General features: G+C 62.8%; 19 protein-coding genes. 13 read left to right on the top strand and 6 right to left on the bottom strand.

Going from position 1 to position 19678, the window contains the following annotated elements; translation table 11 throughout:
* Positions 1-23: 23 nt before the first annotated feature.
* The 6 genes from EP165_RS02245 to glcF are packed head-to-tail and all read left to right on the top strand — an operon-like array spanning position 24 to position 5183.
* On the top strand, positions 24-1520 hold the full coding sequence (locus EP165_RS02245) for an FAD-linked oxidase C-terminal domain-containing protein (protein ID WP_127519926.1): 1497 nt from the start codon (positions 24-26) through the stop codon (positions 1518-1520).
* 57 nt (positions 1521-1577) lie between these two features.
* On the top strand, positions 1578-1832 hold the full coding sequence (locus EP165_RS02240; protein WP_127519925.1) for an AbrB/MazE/SpoVT family DNA-binding domain-containing protein: 255 nt from the start codon (positions 1578-1580) through the stop codon (positions 1830-1832).
* Positions 1829-2236 (top strand): type II toxin-antitoxin system VapC family toxin, encoded by a 408-nt coding sequence (locus EP165_RS02235; protein ID WP_127519924.1) that lies wholly within the window; start codon positions 1829-1831, stop codon positions 2234-2236. The genes EP165_RS02240 and EP165_RS02235 overlap by 4 nt, the downstream gene beginning before the upstream one ends.
* Positions 2233-3435, top strand: coding sequence for a glycolate oxidase subunit GlcE (gene glcE, locus EP165_RS02230; protein ID WP_127519923.1), 1203 nt, complete (start codon positions 2233-2235; stop codon positions 3433-3435). Before EP165_RS02235 ends, glcE begins: the two co-directional genes overlap by 4 nt.
* Positions 3436-3473: 38 nt before the next feature.
* Positions 3474-3851: a DUF4870 family protein gene (locus EP165_RS02225; RefSeq protein WP_127519922.1), complete on the top strand. Its 378-nt coding sequence runs from the start codon at positions 3474-3476 to the stop codon at positions 3849-3851.
* A gap of 15 nt (positions 3852-3866) precedes the next feature.
* Entirely contained in the window at positions 3867-5183 is a 1317-nt protein-coding gene (gene glcF / locus EP165_RS02220; RefSeq protein WP_127519921.1) for a glycolate oxidase subunit GlcF, read from the top strand.
* Between the two features lie 3 nt (positions 5184-5186).
* On the opposite strand, the gene EP165_RS02215 is transcribed toward glcF, so the two are convergent.
* Positions 5187-6050 carry a bile acid:sodium symporter family protein gene (locus EP165_RS02215; RefSeq protein WP_127519920.1) on the bottom strand — a complete coding sequence of 288 codons (864 nt, stop codon included), beginning with the start codon at positions 6048-6050 and terminating at the stop codon, positions 5187-5189.
* A gap of 185 nt (positions 6051-6235) precedes the next feature.
* Entirely contained in the window at positions 6236-7042 is an 807-nt protein-coding gene (locus EP165_RS02210) for a L,D-transpeptidase (protein WP_127519919.1), read from the bottom strand.
* Positions 7043-7261: 219 nt separating this feature from the next.
* Between EP165_RS02210 and EP165_RS02205 the strand changes: the two genes are divergently transcribed.
* The 3 genes from EP165_RS02205 to groL all read left to right on the top strand — a co-directional run bounded on the left by EP165_RS02205 (position 7262) and on the right by groL (position 10083).
* A complete protein-coding gene (locus tag EP165_RS02205) occupies positions 7262-7897 on the top strand; it encodes a DNA-3-methyladenine glycosylase I (RefSeq protein WP_127519918.1) in 636 nt (211 codons plus the stop codon).
* A 180-nt stretch (positions 7898-8077) separates the two neighbouring features.
* Positions 8078-8374 carry a co-chaperone GroES gene (groES, locus tag EP165_RS02200; RefSeq protein ID WP_127519917.1) on the top strand — a complete coding sequence of 99 codons (297 nt, stop codon included), beginning with the start codon at positions 8078-8080 and terminating at the stop codon, positions 8372-8374.
* Between the two features lie 65 nt (positions 8375-8439).
* Positions 8440-10083 (top strand): chaperonin GroEL, encoded by a 1644-nt coding sequence (gene groL, locus EP165_RS02195; protein ID WP_127519916.1) that lies wholly within the window; start codon positions 8440-8442, stop codon positions 10081-10083.
* A 220-nt stretch (positions 10084-10303) separates the two neighbouring features.
* Here groL and EP165_RS02190 read toward each other — a convergent pair whose 3' ends face one another.
* Positions 10304-11791, bottom strand: coding sequence for a tetratricopeptide repeat-containing protein (locus EP165_RS02190; protein ID WP_127519915.1), 1488 nt, complete (start codon positions 11789-11791; stop codon positions 10304-10306).
* 322 nt (positions 11792-12113) lie between these two features.
* Between EP165_RS02190 and EP165_RS02185 the strand changes: the two genes are divergently transcribed.
* From EP165_RS02185 to EP165_RS02170, 4 genes are all read left to right on the top strand, one after another.
* A complete protein-coding gene (locus EP165_RS02185; RefSeq protein ID WP_127519914.1) occupies positions 12114-13511 on the top strand; it encodes an MATE family efflux transporter in 1398 nt (465 codons plus the stop codon).
* A gap of 104 nt (positions 13512-13615) precedes the next feature.
* Entirely contained in the window at positions 13616-15001 is a 1386-nt protein-coding gene (fumC, locus tag EP165_RS02180) for a class II fumarate hydratase (protein ID WP_127519913.1), read from the top strand.
* A 106-nt stretch (positions 15002-15107) separates the two neighbouring features.
* Positions 15108-15494 (top strand): DoxX family protein, encoded by a 387-nt coding sequence (locus tag EP165_RS02175; RefSeq protein WP_127519912.1) that lies wholly within the window; start codon positions 15108-15110, stop codon positions 15492-15494.
* 97 nt (positions 15495-15591) lie between these two features.
* A complete protein-coding gene (locus tag EP165_RS02170; protein WP_127519911.1) occupies positions 15592-15990 on the top strand; it encodes a DoxX family protein in 399 nt (132 codons plus the stop codon).
* Here EP165_RS02170 and hisG read toward each other — a convergent pair.
* The 3 genes from hisG to hisS all read right to left on the bottom strand — a co-directional run bounded on the left by hisG (position 15987) and on the right by hisS (position 19457).
* On the bottom strand, positions 15987-16679 hold the full coding sequence (gene hisG, locus EP165_RS02165) for an ATP phosphoribosyltransferase (RefSeq protein ID WP_127519910.1): 693 nt from the start codon (positions 16677-16679) through the stop codon (positions 15987-15989). The genes EP165_RS02170 and hisG overlap by 4 nt on opposite strands.
* Entirely contained in the window at positions 16676-17782 is a 1107-nt protein-coding gene (locus EP165_RS02160; RefSeq protein ID WP_127519909.1) for an ATP phosphoribosyltransferase regulatory subunit, read from the bottom strand. Before EP165_RS02160 ends, hisG begins: the two co-directional genes overlap by 4 nt.
* Positions 17783-17966: 184 nt before the next feature.
* Positions 17967-19457 carry a histidine--tRNA ligase gene (gene hisS, locus EP165_RS02150; protein ID WP_501981651.1) on the bottom strand — a complete coding sequence of 497 codons (1491 nt, stop codon included), beginning with the start codon at positions 19455-19457 and terminating at the stop codon, positions 17967-17969.
* Positions 19458-19678: the final 221 nt, after the last annotated feature.

The raw sequence follows: 19678 nt of genomic DNA, 5'->3' as shown, positions 1-19678 counted from the left end.
CCCAGCGGTCTGGAGGATTGTCCATGTCCGGCCTCATGATGCCGAAACCCAATGCAGCGACGCTCGACAGCCGCGCCGACATCGTGGCCGACATGCGCCAGATCGTCCCGGGCGAGGGGGTTGTCGAGACCGAACGCGAAATGCGTGCTTTCGAGACCGACGGCCTGACCGCCTACAAGCAGTTGCCGCTCGTCGTGGTGCTGCCCGAAACCACGGCACAGGTGGCGCGCATCCTGAAATATTGCGACGAGCGCAGCATTCGTGTCGTGCCGCGCGGCTCCGGCACTTCTCTGTCCGGCGGTGCGCTGCCGCTGGAGGATGCGGTGTTGCTGGTGATGAGCCGCTTCAACCGCATTCTCGAAATCGACTATCCGAACCGCGTTGTGGTGGCGCAGCCGGGCGTGACCAATCTCGGCATCACCCACGCGGTGCAGGCTGACGGCTTCTATTATGCGCCTGATCCATCGTCGCAGATCGCCTGTTCGATCGGCGGCAACGTCGCGGAAAATTCCGGTGGTGTGCACTGCCTGAAATACGGCCTCACCGCCAACAATGTGCTCGGCATCGAAATGGTGCTTATGAATGGCGAGGTGATCCGGCTCGGCGGCAAGCATCTCGACGCCGAGGGTTACGATCTTCTTGGCATCATGAACGGTTCCGAGGGGCTGCTTGGCGTGGTCACCGAGGTGACGGTGCGCATACTGCAGAAGCCCGAAACCGCGCGCGCCATGCTGGTCGGTTTCCCGTCAAGCGAGGCTGCCGGCCAGTGCGTGGCCGACATCATTGGTGCGGGCATCATTCCCGGCGGCATGGAGATGATGGACCGGCCGGCGATCCGCGCGGCTGAGGATTTCGTCCACGCCGGCTACCCGCTCGATGTCGAGGCACTGCTGATCGTGGAGCTCGATGGGCCGCGCGCCGAGGTCGACTGGCTGATCGAGCGTGTATCCGAAATCGCCGCCAAAAACGGCTGCACGACGAGCCGGATTTCCGGTTCGGAGGAGGAGAGGGCGGCATTCTGGGCGGGCCGCAAGGCAGCGTTCCCGGCGGTCGGCCGCATCTCGCCGGACTATTACTGCATGGACGGCACGATTCCGCGCAAGCAATTGCCGCGCGTTCTGGCGGGTATGCGCGACCTGTCGGAGAAATACGGGCTGCGCGTCGCAAACGTCTTTCACGCCGGCGATGGAAACCTACACCCGCTCATTCTTTATGACGCCAATCGCCCGGGCGAGCTTGAGAAGGCGGAAGATTTCGGCTCCGACATCTTGCGGCTGTGTGTGGAGGTTGGCGGGGTGCTGACTGGTGAGCACGGCGTCGGCGTGGAAAAGCGCGACCTGATGCCCGAGATGTTCACCGAGGCCGATCTCGATCAGCAGATGCGGGTCAAATGCGCGTTCGACCCCAACCACCTGCTCAATCCCGGCAAGGTGTTCCCGCAGCTGCGCCGCTGCGCCGAACTCGGCCGCATGCATATCAGCCGCGGCCAGATCCCGTTCCCGGACATTCCGAGGTTTTGAGATTGAAAGTAAGGCAAAATTGCCTTACTTTCGATGGTGGAGGCATGGAGTTTTGACATGACCACGCTGACAGTCACGGCCAAGGGCCAGGTCACGCTGAAGAAGGAGCTTTTGAAGCACCTCGGTGTGCAGCCCGGGCAAAAGGTGGAAGTCGACGCCGTTCCGGGCGGGCAGTTGGCGATGCGCGCGGCCAAACCAGGAGGCGGCTGGAAAGAAGTATACGGAATGCTGGCAGGTGAGACTGACAAGGTTGCCACCATTGAGGAGATGAACGAGGCGACCCGCAAGGGCTGGGCCGGCCTCATCAAATGAAGGTTACGGCGGACACAAACGTCCTCGTGCGCGTCATAGTTCGCGACGATATCGAGCAGGCTGAGGCGGCACTTGATTTGCTCGAAGCAGCAGACACAGTCTTTCTCCCGCTACCCGTGCTCTGCGAGTTCGTCTGGGTTCTCGGTGGCACGTTCGGGCTCCCCCGCGAGCGGATAGCGGCGTCAATCCGAGGCATGATCAGCAGAGCAACCGTCATCGTGGACAGGGTCGCGGTAGAAGCCGGTCTGCGCGTGCTCGACGCCGGCGGCGATTTCGCCGATGGGGTGATTGCCGCAGCAGGCGCAGGGATGGGCGCTGACACTTTTGTTTCGTTCGACCGCAAAGCAATCGCGCGCGTGATCGAGATCGGGATACCGGCCAAACACCCTGGCGAACTTGCATGACGACATTCACCCCAACCAGCGCCGCCGAGGTGCTCGATACCGTCAAATGGGCGGTGTCGGAGGAAACGACGCTTGAGCTGCTGGGCTCAGGCACGAAACGCGGCATCGGCCGGCCGGTGGAGGCCGAACACGTTCTCGACCTCACCGGGCTTACGGGCGTCACGCTCTATGAGCCTGAGGAGCTGGTGCTTTCCGCGCGCGCCGGAACGCCGCTTGCCGAGATCGAGGCGTTGCTCGAAAAGCACGGGCAGCAGCTCGCCTTCGAGCCGATGGATTGTTCCGCGCTCCTTGGCAGTGGCGGAAGCGGCACGTTGGGCGGCACGCTGGCCGCCAACCTCGCAGGTCCGCGGCGGTTGAAGGCAGGCTCGGCGCGCGATCATGTGCTCGGCATTGCCGCCGTGTCCGGCAGGGGCGACGCTTTCAAGTCCGGCGGGCGCGTGGTGAAAAACGTCACCGGCTACGATCTGTCGAAGGCAATGGCCGGCTCCTGGGGCACGCTGGCCGCCGTCACCGATGTCACTTTCAAGGTGCTGCCGGCTGCGGAGGACGAAACCACGCTGGCGCTGCGCGGCCTGACCGACGAGCAGGCTAGCGTCGTCATGTCGGCAGCAATGGGATCGAGTGCGGAGGTTTCGTCAGCTGCGCATTTGCCGGAAGGCGTGGCCGGGTCGGTTACCAGCCTTGGCTACGATGCCGCAACGCTTGTGCGCGTCGAGGGTTTCGGGCCATCGGTCAAAAGCCGGGTGGACTTGCTGAAGAAGCTGTTCGCCGATGCCCGCGAAATCGAACTGCATTCGGGCAAGAACTCACGCGCACTCTGGCGCGGCATCCGCGACTGTGCGCCATTTGCGGACGGAACCGAAAAGCCGGTCTGGCGCATATCCGTTGCGCCGACGGCCGGCCATGACGTGGCGCTGGCGATCCGCCAGCATGCCCCGGCGACAGTCTTCTACGATTGGCAAGGCGGCCTCGTATGGATGCGCATGGAGGGCGATGCCGAGGCGTCACTGGTGCGTCAGGCGGTGGCGAAGTTCGGCGGCGGGCACGCAACGCTGCTGCGCGCGCCGGTTGATGTCCGTAACTCGGTGCCTGTTTTCCATCCGCAGCCGACTGCACTTTCGACACTTTCTGCCCGGCTGCGCAAAGAGTTCGACCCACGTACGATTCTCAACCCTGGCCGAATGTACGCGACAGCGTGATCGGCTAAGGTATGATCGAATGACGAGAGGAGGCCGCGATGGCTGAGATCGAGACGCCGCCACCGGGGCGCCAGACAGACACATGGCTCGAGCCGGGCAAGACCAATGTCCAGGTGGTCTACATACTTTATCTCGCGGGATTCATCATCGGCATCACGCCGCTGATCGGTATTGTGCTGGCCTACGTAAATCGCGGCCGCGCCGAAGCCTGGATCGAGACGCACTACACCTGGGCGATCCGCACTTTCTGGATCGGTCTGCTTTACGGGTTGATCAGCTTCGTTCTTGCTTTCGTTCTTGTCGGCTTCCTGCTGATGCTGGCGACGGCGGTGTGGTTCATTCTGCGCTGCATATTCGGCCTTCAGGCGCTGACACGCGACGAGCCGATGAAGAACCCGCAAAGCTGGGTCCTCTAGAGCGGCAACAATAACGTGCAGACATCCTTCACCGCCGAGCAGCTTGCCGATCCGCACATTGCGGAGGCGGAAGGCATTCTGCGCAAATGCGTGCATTGCGGTTTCTGTACCGCGACGTGCCCGACCTATGTGACGCTTGGCAACGAGCTCGACAGTCCGCGCGGCCGCATCTACCTGATCAAGGACATGCTGGAGAACGGCCGGCCGGCGGACGAGCAGATCGTCACGCATATCGACCGGTGCCTCTCGTGCCTGGCCTGCATGACGACCTGCCCGTCAGGCGTGAATTACATGCATCTCGTCGATCACGCCCGCGCGCATATCGAAAAGACCTACCGCCGGCCGCTTTTCGACAGGCTGATCCGGGCAACGCTGGCAACGGTGCTGCCTTATCCCGCGCGCTTCCGGGCTGCGCTCAAGCTGGCGAAACTGGGCCGTCCATTCGCCGGTCTGTTGGAGACGGTGAAGCCGCTGCGGCCCGTAGGTGCGATGCTGAAGCTTGCGCCGGCGTCCGTTCCTCCTGCATCGCCATCTTCGCGCCCATCGGTCCACCCGGCGCAAGGCAAGAAGCGCGGCCGCGTTGTCCTGCTCAATGGTTGCGCGCAGCCGGTGCTCGAACCTTCGATCAACGAAGCGGCAATCCGGCTTCTGACCCGCCTCGGCATCGAGGTGGTGGTGGCCGAGGGGGAGGGCTGCTGCGGTGCGCTGGTGCACCATATGGGCCGCGAGGAAGCAGCCCTTGAAAACGCGCGCCGCAACGTCGATGCATGGATTTCCGCTGCGGAAAATGGCGGCCTGGATGCCATCGTGATTACCGCATCGGGCTGTGGCACCACAATCAAGGATTACGGCCACATGTTGCGGCTTGATCCTGCCTATGCCGAAAAGGCTGCGCGGGTTTCCGCGCTCGCCAGGGATGTGACGGAATATCTGGAGGCCCTCGACCTGCCCGAGCCTGCCGCCGAAACCGGGCTGACCGTTGCCTACCACTCCGCCTGCTCCATGCAGCACGGCCAGAAGATCACCCGGCCGCCCAAGGCGCTTCTCGCCAAGGCTGGTTTCAACGTTGTCGAGCCGCGCGAGGGGCATCTGTGCTGCGGCTCGGCCGGCACCTACAACATCATGCAGCCGGATATTTCCGCACGCCTGCGCGACCGCAAGGTGAAGAACCTCGCGGCAACCGGCGCCGAACTCGTTGCGGCCGGAAACATCGGCTGCATCACCCAGATTGCCGACCGCGCCGGAATACCTACCGTCCACACGGTGGAACTGCTCGACTGGGCATGGGGCGGTCCGAGGCCTGCTACCCTGGACGGCGCGGAAACCAGATAAGAGCTATGCTGCCAGCCCCCGCCGCCAGAAAACAAAAGGCAGGCTGACGACATACATGGTTATGCCGTAGACCCCCGACGGCAGGCTGAACGGCGGCAGGGCCGAAACCTGTTCCACGATCAATGAACCGACCGTGATGCCGAGCGTCGCGTTCTGGATTCCGGTCTCGATGGATATTGCGGTCGCTTGCTTGCCGTCGAGTGCGAAAAGCCGTGCCAGGCCGAGGCCGATTGCCAGCAGGGCTGCGTTGAGGACCACGACTGCCGGGCCGAGTACCGCCAGATTGTCGACAAACAGCGTCCAGTTGGCTGCCAGCGCCCCGACAACGACGATCACGAACAGGATGACCGCCAGCCGCTCGACAAAGGTCTCGATCCTGCCGGTCAGTCCGGGTGCGAAGTGGCGCATAACCATACCGAGCACCACGGGCAGGGCGGTGATGGCGAACATCGCGACAGCAAGCGACGTGACATTTACCGGCGGCGCCTCCACGCCCATGAAATGGTCTGCAGTGAAGGCAACCAGAAGCGGTACCGTGACCACGGACACCAGGCTGACGACGCCTGTCAGCGAGATCGATAGAGCCAGGTCGCCGCGTGCAAACTTGGTCAGGATGTTCGAGGTCACGCCGCCTGGGCAGAAGGAAAGGATCATCAGCCCGACCGCCAGTTCGGCGGGGAGCCGGAACAGGAGCACGACGGCATACGCCACGACCGGCAGAACAACGATCTGCGACAGTGCACCGATCCCGAATGCCTTGGGTGCGACGAACACCCGGCGGAAATCGTCCAGCGTCAGGCCAAGCCCGAGCGAGAACATGATGATTGCCAGCGCGAGCGGCAGGAAAACGGTGATCAGAACGTCCATATGCACCTCCCAAAGCCCGGTCGAGCCGAACCGTGCAACACGATAGTGCCGCATGCGGTGAATGGAATTCGCGCGGAAGAACGGTCCACAGAATAAGAAAGGGCGACGCAGCCGGCTGGCCGCGTCGCCCTTTCGCGACGGTCCGGCTCATCCCCTCAAGGCCGGTCCGTCCCCCGCAACCGAAATCAGATGACGACCACTTTGGTGCCGACCTTCACCCGCTCATACAGATCCATAACGTCCTCGTTGCGCATGCGAATGCAGCCGGATGAGACGTTGCCGCCGATCGTCCAGGGAGCGTTGGTGCCGTGAATGCGGTAAAGCGTAGATCCGAGATAAAGCGCCCGCGCGCCGAGCGGGTTGGCGGGACCGCCGGGCATGTGAGCCGGAAGAATACGCCCCTTCTTCTTCTCACGGGCAATCATTTCCGCCGGCGGGCGCCAGTCAGGCCAGTGCTTTTTCTGCGAAATGCTCTCGGTTCCGGTCCACTGGAAGCCTTCCTTGCCGACGCCGACGCCATACCGGCGCGCCTGTCCCCCGGCTTCGACGAGATAAAGAAACTTGGTGGCGGTATCGATGACGATGGTGCCGGGCTTGTGCGAACCGGCGTAATCGACCGTCTGCGGCAGGAATTTCGGATCGATCTGGACCGCCGCGCCGCGTGCCGGTGCCGGTGCCGCTGCCACCTGCACTGGACGCTGCACCTGCCGTGTCGCCTGCGGGACGTGCACCCGCTGCCGCACCCGGACCTGCTGTTGGGTGCGCCGCTCGCGGCGTATGACCGTGCGTGTTGTGGCCGGCCCCATGCGCACGCCGCGCAACCCGCTGACCCGCTGTCCCTCGGGTGCGCGCTGCAGCTGCAGCACCCACGGTGCGCTGAGGTCCGGGCTGACGACCAGCGGCGGGCGTGAGCCGTATCGGTCGTTCGCCGCGGCGGCGAGGGTGCCGGCGGCCAGAATGGTGGCGGCAAGAAGCGGCAGGACACGTTTCATCTGACAACTCTTTGGCTACGCAAAACTCAAAACACGCGATGCCGGAAAGGCGGTCCGCCCCTCTGCATCGATTGGCCAATTGTCAGGATACGTGGCAACCGAAATATGAATCGGGTTGTCTAAAATGCCGGATTTTGCATGAACCTTTCGGTGTGGTTACTGCGGCGTTGAGATGTCTGGTAAACCGCAGGTGAATCGATCCGCGGCCTGGAGGTGGGGATGGACAAGGAAGATAACGGGCTGATCGTGGGGCCGGATGGCGCTTTGCGGTGCTTCTGGCCCGGCAGCGAACCCGACTATCTTCACTATCACGATCATGAGTGGGGCAGGCCGGTCACCGACGACAGGCGGCTCTTCGAAAAGATCTGCCTCGAAGGATTTCAGTCGGGCCTTTCCTGGATCACCATCCTGCGCAAACGGGAGAACTTTCGGGAAGCCTTCTCGGATTTCGATTTCGAGAAGCTCGCCGCGCATGGCGACCCGGAAGTGGAACGTCATCTGCTGAATGCCGGCATTATCCGGCACCGCGGCAAGATTGCATCGGTGTTCAACAACGCCCGCAAGGCGGTGGAAATGTGCGAAAGGCACGGGTCGCTCGCCAGGTGGTTCTGGTCTTTCGAGCCCGGTGCGGATGAGCGGCCGCCGGTTGTCGACCTCGCCTATGCCAGGGCGAACCCCACGACTCCGGTTTCGACCCGGATATCGAAGGAACTGAAGGCGCTCGGCTGGACCTTTGTCGGCCCGACCACGGTCTACGCCTTCATGCAGGCGATGGGGCTGGTCAACGACCACATGGAAGGCTGCGTGTGCAGGGAACTGGTGGAACTGGAACGGAGCCAGTTCAAGCGGCCCTGAGAGCCGGTCCTCGCGCGGCGGCGCACGGCACCCAGCAGCCGCAACTTTTCCCCGCGCTTCTTGACTCTGCCGGCGGCAATCCATATCTCACCGCCCGTTAGCACTCATCCTTGGTGAGTGCCAACAAATCCGGCGAGCCCGGAAAACGGTATTTCATATTCCGCTTCGAGGATCACACAAATGGCAAAAACGAAGTTCCGTCCGCTTCACGACCGTGTCGTCGTACGTCGCGTCGACTCTGAAGAAAAGACCACCGGCGGCATCATCATTCCCGACACCGCGAAGGAAAAGCCGTCCGAAGGCGAAGTCATCGCCGTTGGTTCGGGCGCTCGCGACGAGGCGGGCAAGGTTGTTCCGCTGGACGTCAAGGCAGGCGATCGCGTCCTGTTTGGCAAGTGGTCGGGCACCGAAGTCAAGCTCAATGGCGAGGATCTCCTGATCATGAAGGAATCCGACATCATGGGCATCATCGGCTGAACGCCGCCCTGCGCATCAGAACCTAACCCACCAGAAATTCGGGCCTCGCGCCCAGGAGCTGAGAAATGGCTGCTAAAGACGTAAAATTCTCCCGTGACGCACGTGAGCGCATGCTCAAGGGCGTCAACATTCTTGCCGACGCGGTAAAGGTCACGCTGGGCCCGAAAGGCCGCAACGTCGTGATCGACAAGTCGTTCGGCGCGCCTCGCATCACCAAGGACGGTGTTACTGTCGCCAAGGAAATCGAGCTTGAGGACAAGTTCGAGAACATGGGCGCACAGATGGTGCGTGAAGTCGCTTCCAAGACCAACGACATTGCCGGCGACGGCACCACCACCGCGACCGTTCTTGCCCAGGCCATCGTTCAGGAAGGCCACAAGGCTGTTGCGGCCGGCATGAACCCGATGGATCTGAAGCGCGGCGTCGATCTGGCAGTCCAGAACGTCGTTGCCCAGCTCGCCAAGCAGGCGAAGAAGATCAAGACCTCCGAGGAAGTCGCCCAGGTTGGCACCATTTCGGCCAACGGCGAAGAGGAAGTCGGCAAGATGATCGCCGAGGCGATGCAGAAGGTCGGCAATGAGGGCGTGATCACCGTCGAGGAAGCCAAGACCGCCGAGACCGAGCTCGAGGTCGTCGAAGGCATGCAGTTCGACCGCGGCTACCTGTCGCCCTATTTCGTCACCAACCCGGACAAGATGGTTGCCGAGCTCGAGGATTGCTACATCCTCCTCCACGAGAAGAAGCTCTCCAACCTGCAGGCCATGCTGCCGGTTCTGGAATCGGTCGTGCAGTCGTCGAAGCCGCTGCTCATCATCGCAGAGGACGTCGAAGGCGAGGCTCTTGCCACGCTCGTCGTCAACAAGCTGCGTGGCGGCCTCAAGATCGCTGCAGTCAAGGCTCCGGGCTTCGGCGACCGCCGCAAGGCCATGCTTGAGGACATCGCTATCCTCACCGGCGGCCAGGTCATCTCCGAAGACCTTGGCATCAAGCTCGAGAACGTGACCCTCAACATGCTGGGCCGTGCCAAGCGCGTCCGCGTCGAGAAGGAAAACACCACGATCGTCGACGGCGCCGGCAAGAAGGGCGAGATCCAGGGCCGCGTCGGCCAGATCAAGCAGCAGATCGAGGAAACCTCCTCCGATTACGACCGCGAGAAGCTGCAGGAGCGTCTCGCCAAGCTGGCTGGCGGCGTTGCCGTCATCCGCGTCGGCGGTGCCACCGAGATCGAGGTCAAGGAAAAGAAGGACCGCGTCGATGACGCGCTCAACGCCACCCGCGCCGCGGTGGAAGAGGGCATCGTTGCCGGTGGTGGCGTGGCGCTGCTGCGTGCTTCGGCAGGCATCAACGTGAAGGGCGCCAACACCGATCAGGATGCTGGCATCCAGATCGTGCGCCGTGCCCTGCAGGCACCGGTTCGCCAGATTGCCTCCAACGCGGGCGCGGAAGCCTCGATCGTTGCCGGCAAGATCCTCGAGAACAAGTCGGTTACCTTCGGCTACAACGCCCAGACCGGCGAATATGGCGACATGATCCAGATGGGCATCGTCGACCCGATGAAGGTCGTGCGCACCGCGCTTCAGGACGCCGGCTCGGTTGCCGGTCTGCTGGTCACCACCGAAGCCATGATCGCGGAAGCGCCGAAGAAGGACGCTCCGGCTCCGGCAATGCCTGGCGGCGGCATGGGAGATATGGGCGGCATGGGCTTCTAAGAAGCCCATAAAGCACGCCCATCACTTTAGTTGCTCAAGCCCGTCAGGCGGGCTTGAGTGGCGGCATGGACTTCCAAAGTCCTACCTCCTTCAAGCATTAGGAATGGGCGGCAGCGATGCCGCCCTTTCTTGTTTCGATCAAGGTATTGTGGAGGCGATCGATGCGATCGCGACGTCTCCGGCCAGGCGTGAAATCGTTGATCGACCAGCGTCATAAATATCAGTTTGCTGCCAAGCTCTCCGTACTGTCTTTCCCGGCGAGTGCGAGCTTGTCGAGAAGCGCGGCGGCATCTTGGTGTTGACTGTGGCTTCGGCCTAGAACGTTCGCGATCATGGGCAGTATCTCCACGAGCTCCTTGCGGGCCGATTCAACGTCACCGATTTGTGCCAGGATTTCGGCACGGCTACTGCGTGAACTGAGTGTGGCTGGGTGGCCTGGTCCCCTTACGCGGTTTTCGACCCCAATCACCGCATTTAGCTCGGCAAGTGCTTTTTCGCTTTCGCCTGTATCGTGCAAAAGCGCCGCATAGAGAAAGCGGGCTTGAAGCGTTTCATGCGCCTCAGCGCCGAGAGCCCTTTCGCATACATGCACGTGCTGCTCCGATTCCGGAAGCGCCCTGGGAACCTGACCGGAATCGGCCAAAAGCCGCACCCAAAGTCTGGTGTTTACCAGGGTCTCGCGGTCTTCCTGCCCACGAAGCTCAGTCCAATCGCGCACCGTTTGTTCGACGATGCCAAGTGCCTCCTGGACCCGTCCCGCCGCTTGTAGCGCTTGCGCGCGATAGAAATCTGCCGCAGCCTTAGCTTCGGTTCCTGCTTCAAGGTTGGCCGATAGATCGGACGCCAATTGCAGGGCGGGGGCGAAGAGATCCAACGTCGCGAGCGTCCGCAACCAGGGCCAGGCAGCACGAAGCGTTTGCTCGTCATATTTTCCGTAAACCCTGCAGCCTATCCTGTACGCGCGCGCCAGAATGCGTTCCGCACGCAGGTAGCTGCCGGCTTCTCTGGCCTCTTCGCCCTTTTCCAGCAAGGCGGCAAATGCCGCTTCGGCATCCTTGCTGGATCCGAGATGCATGAATAAGCGGGCATCGTCCCATTTTGGATCGAGCGGGTCGTATGCCGTCGCGGTCAATTCCGTCCGGGCGTCAATCTCCGACAGCTCGGTTTGGATGTCGCCAACCCTCGCGTCACCGGGATCGAGCATAAACGCCAGATCCGCCATGCGCTTGGCCTCCACCAGCTGATGCTCGCCGAAATCGGGCGCAATCGAAACATGATGCAGCGCAAGCTCGCTGCATAGGGAAACCAAATCGGGCCGCAAGGTCTCAAAGCAATCGCGTAGTGCGGCTATGGCCAACTCTTCGTTGCCGTCAGCCCGCAGCGAATCGGCTCGCCTGCGTGCGTCCGCTGGAACCGAAAATGACATCTCCTTTATTTGAGATTCCCGGCTTTTGAGCCGGTTTTCGAGCCCTTTTCTGGCCTCCTCCAGGATAGCGATCCGTTCTTCAAGATTTGCGCGCTCACGCAGTGCCCGCCGCCGCTCCCGACCGGAAATCACCTTCATGAACGCCCACAGGAGCGGACCGAATGTAGCGGCCAGCGCTACCGCATCCGTAGCCTTCTCGAACTCTGTTCGCGCAAGGAACGCGGCCCACATGCGCGGCCAGAAATCGAAAAACTCTGTCAGGAGGGGAGAAAGTTCCGGCATGGTTGTGTCTCAGGCATCGCTTTGGGCAGACTACTGCTACCGGGGGCTGTAGCAACACCTTGGCGTAACGAAATCCAACTCGGATCGTATTCAGGCTTCAGCGCAGGGGAAATCGCGCCGTCAGTTGGCGGTGATTGCGTGCTTCCATTGCATTGACAGCCCGGGACGCCGGGCATAAAAGCCTCGCTCCGGCCAGAGGCGCCGGCCGCCCGCAGCGCAAGCATGGTGAAGCCTCTCCCGATTTTTCGTCGCACCGACGCATCGGACAAATGGTAATGCGGGCTCCATTCAGTCTCCGTTTGATGCGATACGGGAGACGAAAATGACCACCTCCGAAACCTCCGGCGGGAACAGCTTCCTGGCCGGATCAATGCCGTCGCTTTATCTGAAGACGGCTGCGCCCATCATTGTCGTGATGGGCATGAACGGCGTGCAGACTGTTATCGACGCCTATTTTCTGGGTGCGTTCGTGAGCGCGGATGCACTCGCCGCGGTGACGCTGATGTTCCCGCTGTTCATGACGATAACCGCGCTGGCAACGCTCGTGGGTTTTGGCCTTGCGAGCGTGATGGCACGCCTTTTGGGCGCGAGCGACTACGATGGCGCGCGCCGCCTGCTGGTCGGCGCGCACGGCATATCGATCCTCATCAGCCTGCTTTTGATCGCTGTGTTCTGGGCCGGCGGCCACGCGCTGATCGCGTGGCTGGCGAATGGATCCGGTGAACTGGCGCGCATGGGATACGCCTATATCTCCATCATGGTCTGGTTCTCGCCGCTGGTGTTTCTGCTGTCGGTTCACGGCGACACCTTGCGCAGCGAAGGCAAGCTGGCGCTGATGGCCGGCGCCACGGTGCTCGTGTCGCTGTCCAACATTGCGTTCAACTACCTGCTCATCGTGGTTCTGGAATGGGGTGTGGCCGGTTCGGCCTGGGGCACGGTGCTTGCTCAAGCGCTGGCGCTTTTGATCATCGTGATCTACCGCATCCGGGGTGACACTGCGCTGCGCTTCTCGAGCCTGCCGATGTCCGCGTGGCGCTCGTCCTGGGGCGAGATCCTCACACTCGGTGCGCCCCAGAGCCTGAGTTTCATCGGTATTGCGCTGTCATCGGGCGCGATGATCGCTGCGGTCCAGCTGTGGAACCCGGAGGGTTATGCGGCAACGATCGCTGCCTTCGGCATTGTCACGCGTGTCATGACCTTCACCTTCCTGCCGCTGATGGGCCTGAGCATGGCCATGCAGACGATCGTCGGCAACAATTTCGGTGCACGGTTGTGGCAGCGCACCGATAGCGGGCTGTTGTTCGGGCTGGGCGCCGCACTTGTCTACTGTGTCGCCGTTCAGCTTACTGTGGTCGCAAGCCGGGGCGTGCTGGGCGGTTTCTTCGTCGACGACGAAGAGACGATTGTCCAGCTGTCTCACATATTGCCGCTGGTCACGCTGGCATATTTCCTGTCGGGGCCGATGATGATCGTCTCCGGATATTTCCAGGCAATAGGCGATGCCAGCCGAGCGCTTATCCTGAGTGTCACGCGGACATATCTGTTCAACATTCCGCTGATCTTCGTCCTGCCGTACCTGCTGGGTGCCGACGGCATCTGGTTGGCAGGCGCGGCAGCCGAGGTGTTGATGCTGGCTGTCGTGACGGTGGTGCTGGTTCGCGTGCGACGCAGCAGCGGTTTCCGCTGGGGCTTGCTGCGATCCCAGACGCAAATGGCCTGATCTTTCCGGCGGGGCGGGCTCTCCGTCCCGCCGGACCATTTAACCTGCGTTGCGCATTCGGTCCGGTTTCACCATATGCTGTGTTGCCGACTATGAGGTGAGCCATGGCCGAAAAACGCAGCGAGACGGACACATTCGGCGCTATCGATGTTCCAGCCGACCGCTACTGGGGCGCCCAGACCGAACGCTCGCGCAATAATTTCCGCATTGGCACAGAGCGTATGCCGCTGCCTCTGGTTCACGCGCTGGGTCTGGTGAAGCAGGCCGCGGCCGATACCAATGTCGCGCTGGGCAAACTCGACGCTAAACTTGGAGCTGCCATCGCCGAAGCTGCGGAAGAGGTCGCGGCCGGCAAGCTCGACGACCATTTCCCGCTCGTCGTATGGCAGACCGGCTCCGGCACCCAGTCCAACATGAACGCCAATGAGGTGATCGCCAACCGCGCGATCGAAATGCTCGGCGGCGAGATGGGATCGAAGACGCCGGTTCACCCCAATGATCATGTAAATATGAGCCAGTCGTCCAACGACACCTTCCCGACCGCGATGCATGTCGCGGCGGCGCTTGAGGCGCGCGACCGGCTGCTGCCGGCGCTGGAGAATCTTCGGGGCGCGCTGGCTGCAAAAGAGGAAGCCTTTGCCGGCATCGTGAAGATAGGGCGCACGCACACCCAGGACGCGACGCCGCTGACGCTCGGCCAGGAATTTTCCGGTTACGTGGCGGCGCTTGAACTGGCGCAAAAGCGCATCGGGCACGCTCTGGGCGACGTGCATGCGCTGGCGCAGGGCGGCACTGCGGTGGGGACAGGCCTCAACGCCCCGAAGGGTTTTGCAGAAGGTTTTGCCGCGCGCATGGCGGAACTGACCGGTATCCCGTTCCGCTCTGCCGCCAACAAGTTCGAGGCGCTGGCGAGCCACGGTGCCCTGGCGGCATTCCATGGCGTTCTCGCTGCGCTGGCTGCCGATCTGTTCAAGATTGCCAACGACATCCGTTTTCTGGGCTCCGGGCCGCGCTCGGGGCTTGGCGAGCTGGTTCTGCCCGAAAACGAGCCGGGCTCGTCGATCATGCCCGGCAAGGTGAACCCGACCCAGGCCGAGGCGCTGACCATGGTTGCGACCCAGGTGATGGGCAACGAAACGACCGTGACCTTTGCCGCCAGCCAGGGTCATTTCGAACTCAACGTCTTCAAGCCGGTGATCGCCAATGCGGTGCTGCAATCGGAACGGCTGCTGGCCGACGCGATGCGCTCTTTCGCCGACCATTGCGTTGCCGGCATCGAGGCCAACGAAGAGCGTATCGCCGAACTCATGCGCCAGTCGCTGATGCTGGTGACGGCGCTTGCACCCGAGATCGGCTACGACGCGGCGGCCAGGATCGCCAAGACGGCGCACAAAAACGGCACGACGCTGCGGCAGGAAGCGCTGGCAAGCGGGCTCGTCTCCGAGGCCGATTATGACCGGCTGGTGCGACCCGAAGACATGACGGGCTGAGCCGCGCTGCCGGGTATGAACGCAGCGTTCGCAAATTGCGGCCTATCGCAACGCGGATAATTGCGTATCACACGCGCTCCTTTTGTCTTTCCGGAGCCGAACGCCCATGTCCAACAACGTCGTACTTCTTGTCGCCCGCATTCTGCTGTCTCTCATGTTCATCATGTCGGGCCTGCAGAAGCTCACCGATATTGCGGGCACCGCCGGTTATATCGGTTCCGTCGGCCTGCCGGCCGCAACGCTGGGTGCCTGGGTAGCAGGTATCGGCGAAACGCTGGCCGGTATCGCCGTGCTGATCGGCTTCCAGACCCGTATCGGCACCGCATTCCTCGCGCTCTTCTGCATCTTTACGGCAGTCTTCTTCCATGCCGATTTCGGCGACCAGATGCAGATGATCATGTTCATGAAGAACTTCACCATCGCCGGCGGCCTGCTGGCGCTTTATGCGGCCGGACCGGGATCGCTTTCCGTCGACGGCCGCCGCGCCGCCTGATCCGCACCCGGATATGCATGAAAAAAAGCCCGGCGCATCGCGCCGGGCTTTTTTGTGTACGGCGCCGTGGTAGTTTGGAGCCTCGGCTGAGGACTTTATGACGACCGCTTTGCTCTCACTTCTGGCGCGGGTCCTGCTGGCAATCATGTTCGCCCAAAGTGGCTATGCCGCTTTGTCGAACCCGGCCGGCACGGCAGCCTATTTCGCCGGTCTGGGCCTGCCCTTAGCCGACCTTTTGCCGTGGGCGGTGGGCGCGTTCGAGCTGCTTGCCGCACTTTGCCTGATTGCAGGCGCAGCCACGCGACCGGTCGCTGCATTGCTCGCGCTGTTCGCAATCTCAGCCGGGTTCCTCGGCCATTACGGCCAGGGCGACACGGCGACGCTCGTTTTCCTTCACCAGCAGATGCTGCTCAAGGATATCGCAGTTTCAGGTGGGTTGATCCTGCTCGCGATCCATGGTTCGGGACCGTTGTCGGTGGATGCGCGGCGGAGCTAGCGCCTCAACGCTGCCCCAAGTTCCGCAATCGCCTTTTTGTCCGCGTCGTCGCGCTCCTTGCGCGATGCGGCGAGGCAGGCTTCGGAACGAAGGATCACGCCGTCTTCCAGGACCTTGAGATGGTTGGCGCGCAGCGTGGAACCCGTGGTGGTGATGTCGACGATGACATCGGCCGATCCGGCGGCCGGCGCGCCTTCGGTTGCGCCGAGGCTTTCCACGATGCGGTAGACCTGGATGCCGTGCAGTTGCGAGAAGAACTGCTGCGTCAGCCGCCAGTATTTGGTCGCGATGCGGAGCCGGCGCCCGTGCCGGTGGCGGAAGTCGGCGGCGACATCGTCGAGGTCCGCCATCGTGTCGACGTCGAGCCACATGTCAGGCACGGCAACGACGACATCGGCACGCCCGAAACCGAGACGCGCTGCGATCTCGATGCGCGCATCGAAATCGCCGATCGTTTCGCGCAGCAGATCTTCGCCCGTGACGCCGAGGTCGATGTTGCCCTGGCCGAGCTCGCTGGCGATCTCCGACGCCGACAGGAAAACGAGCTCGATCTCGGGCCAGTCGGCCAGCGTCGCGCGATAGCGGCGGTCATCCTCCGGCAGATCGACCGAAAGCCCGGCCTCCGCCATGTGTTTCAGCGCTTGTTCTTTCAGTCGACCCTTGGAGGGAAGCGCAAGCGTGACGCTCATGGCCTGGCCTCCGCGATGCGATCGATCCAGGCCGAGAAGCCGACGCCGGGGATCGGCGCTTTCGCGCCGAGGAGCGTAAGCAGCCGGTCGTAACGGCCGCCGCCGGCCAGAGGGCGCGTGTCGCCCGGCAGGCCGATCTCGAAAACAAGTCCGGTGTAATAGTCGAGCGGCCGGCCGAACGCGGCGTCATATTCGAATGCGCCGGCAAGGCCGTGCGCGGCGATGGCGTCGGCCCGCGCGCCGAATTTCGTCAGCGCCGAACCGAGCGACAGTTTCGCCTCGCTTGCGAAGGCTTCCAGAACGGCATGCGCTTCGCCGAGCGGAGCGCGGATGTCGAGAAAATCCTTCAGCGCGGCCAGCGCCTCGTCGGAAAGCCGCACGCTGCGCAGTTCCGATTTTTCGATCAGCCGCTTGGCGATCTCCTGCGGGCTTCGTCCCGCGCCCAGTGAGTGGCCGGCGGCTTCCATGCGCTCCGCGATGTGGGCGGCGAGCGGCTCGGGCTCGCCGGCGAGAAGCAGCGATGCGGCGGGTTCATCGAGCGCAGCAGCGCGGGTCGGATTGGCAAGGTCGGAAAGGGCGGCTTCCAGCGCGCCGGGCGAGCCGAATGCGCGTGCCAGTCGTTTCTGCCAGCCACGTGGCAGGCCAAGTGCGGCTAGAACCGCCTCGAATACCGACTGGTCGCCGATGGTGACGGCGAGCGCCTTGCCGGGCAGCAAGCGCGTCAGAAGCGCATGCGCGTCGGCCACCGAGCGCGCATCGGCGGCGGCAATGTCGGCTTCGCCCAGATCCTCGATGCCGGCCTGAAAAAACTCGGCCCCGCCCTCGCGCCGCTGGCGGAACACCTCGCCGAGATAGCCGTAGCGCCGCGGCGTGGCCGCGCGGCGCGCGATGTGATCGAGACAAACGGGGATGGTGAATTCGGGCCGCAGGCAAAGTGCGGACCCGGTTTCGCTTTCGGTCAGGAAGATGCGGCGGCGCAAATCTTCGCCCGCCATGTCGAGAAACGGGTCTGCAGGCTGCAGGATCGCGACGTCGGTCGCCGGCGCGCCGCACGCTTCAAGCTGCGCGATGATGTCGTCGGCGAAATCGGGGAGGGCGGTCATGACGGCTCTCCGCTGGAAACACCCCCCTCTGTCGCCTTCGGCGACATCTCCCCCTCGAGGGGGAAGATTGGCGGCCTCAAGAGCTTCGCCTCCTTCGCGACGCTCGTGACTGGCGTGGTCGTTAGTGGGAGCTGATCTCCCCCCTTGAGGGGGAGATGGCCGGCAGGCCAGAGGGGGGTGAACATCAGTTCTGCCCCCGCTCCGCATTTTGTGCATCAAGCACGCGCTGCACGGCTTCGACCAGCTCGTCCTCTTTCACCGAAAACTGAGCCGGGCGGCCTTCGCGCCACGCGGCATTGTCCTCGATTTCCTTCGAAAGCTGCTCGCCGAGCGCCATATCCTTGATCTGCACTTCGCCCTTTTCGCGTTCGTCGCCGCCCTGAATGATGACGCAGGGCGCGCCGCGCCGGTCGGCATATTTCATCTGCGCCTTCATGCCCGAGCCACCGAGATACATTTCGGCGCGGATGCCGGCCGTGCGGAGGCTGGTGACCATCTTCTGGTAGCGGCCGAGGCTGTCGGTATCGCGATCCATGACAAGCACCACGACCGGCGCGATGACGTCGGTCGTATCCAGCTTGCCGAGGTTCTTCAGCGCCGTGGTGAGGCGCGACACACCGATGGAAAAGCCCGTCGCCGGCACCGGCTCGCCGCGGAAGCGCGAGACGAGACCGTCATAGCGCCCACCGCCGGCCACCGAGCCGAAGCGCACGATCTCGCCCTTCTCGTTCGGCACCTCGAACAGCAGTTCTGCCTCGTAGACCGGGCCGGTGTAATATTCGAGGCCGCGGACCACGGACGCATCAACCATCACGCGATCAACGTCGTAGCCAGCCGCAGCACATAGGGATGCCATTTCCTCCAATTCGTTGACGCCTTGAACACCGGTTTCAGAACCGGCGACAGCATCTCTCCAAAACCCAAAGGACATGCTCGACGATCGATAGGTGTCTTCTCCCGGCAAATTATCAATGGGAGACTTGGCGCCCGCATAGGTCAGGTCGCCCCGACTTTCCCTGAATGCAGTCCCCAGATAGCCGCTGATCCTACCGATTTGCTCGTCACCAAGTCCCGCGCCCTTTGTGAAATCGCCGCTCTCGTCCTTGCGGCCTTCGCCAAGCAGCAGCCGCACGCCTTCGACGCCAAACTTGTCGAGCTTGTCGATGGCGCGCAGCACGGTCAGCCGACGGCCGGCGTTCTCTTCGCCGCCAAGGCCAACCGCTTCCATCACGCCGTCCAGCACTTTCCGATTATTCACCCGGATCACATAGTCGCCGCGGTTGATGCCGACCGCTTCCAGCGTGTCGGCCATCATCATCGCCATCTCGGCGTCGGCGGCCACACCCGGCGTGCCGACGATATCGGCGTCGAACTGCATGAACTGACGGAAGCGGCCCGGTCCCGGCTTCTCGTTGCGGAAGACCCAGCCTGAGCGGTAGCTGCGATAGGGTTTCGGTAGCGTCTCGAAATTCTCGGCCACGTAGCGCGCCAGCGGCGCGGTCAAATCGTAGCGCAGCGAAAGCCACTGTTCGTCATCGTCCTGGAACGAAAACACGCCCTCGTTGGGCCGGTCCTGGTCGGGCAGGAACTTGCCCAGCGCGTCGGTATATTCCACGAAGGGCTGCTCCACCGGCTCGAAGCCGTAGAGCTCGAACTTGTCGCGGATCGCGCGCATCATCTTGTCGACGGCGCGAATGTCGTCCGCGCCGCGGTCGACAAAGCCGCGCGGCAGCCGCGCTTTCATTTTTTCCGCCTTGTCAGCCATCGCGTCGAGGTCCGTAGGATTTTTGAGAAGTGGATTAAGCCGCATAAATCGACAAAAAGGGCGCGGCTGTCCTAACCGACGCTACCTGTTACGACAAGTGCGACAAGACCACCGCGCGTCATCCCGGCCAA

It is taken from the genome of Mesorhizobium sp. Z1-4, from assembly GCF_004000235.1.
GTDB lineage: Bacteria > Pseudomonadota > Alphaproteobacteria > Rhizobiales > Rhizobiaceae > RCIO01.
This window is presented reverse-complemented; position numbering and strand designations above follow the sequence as displayed.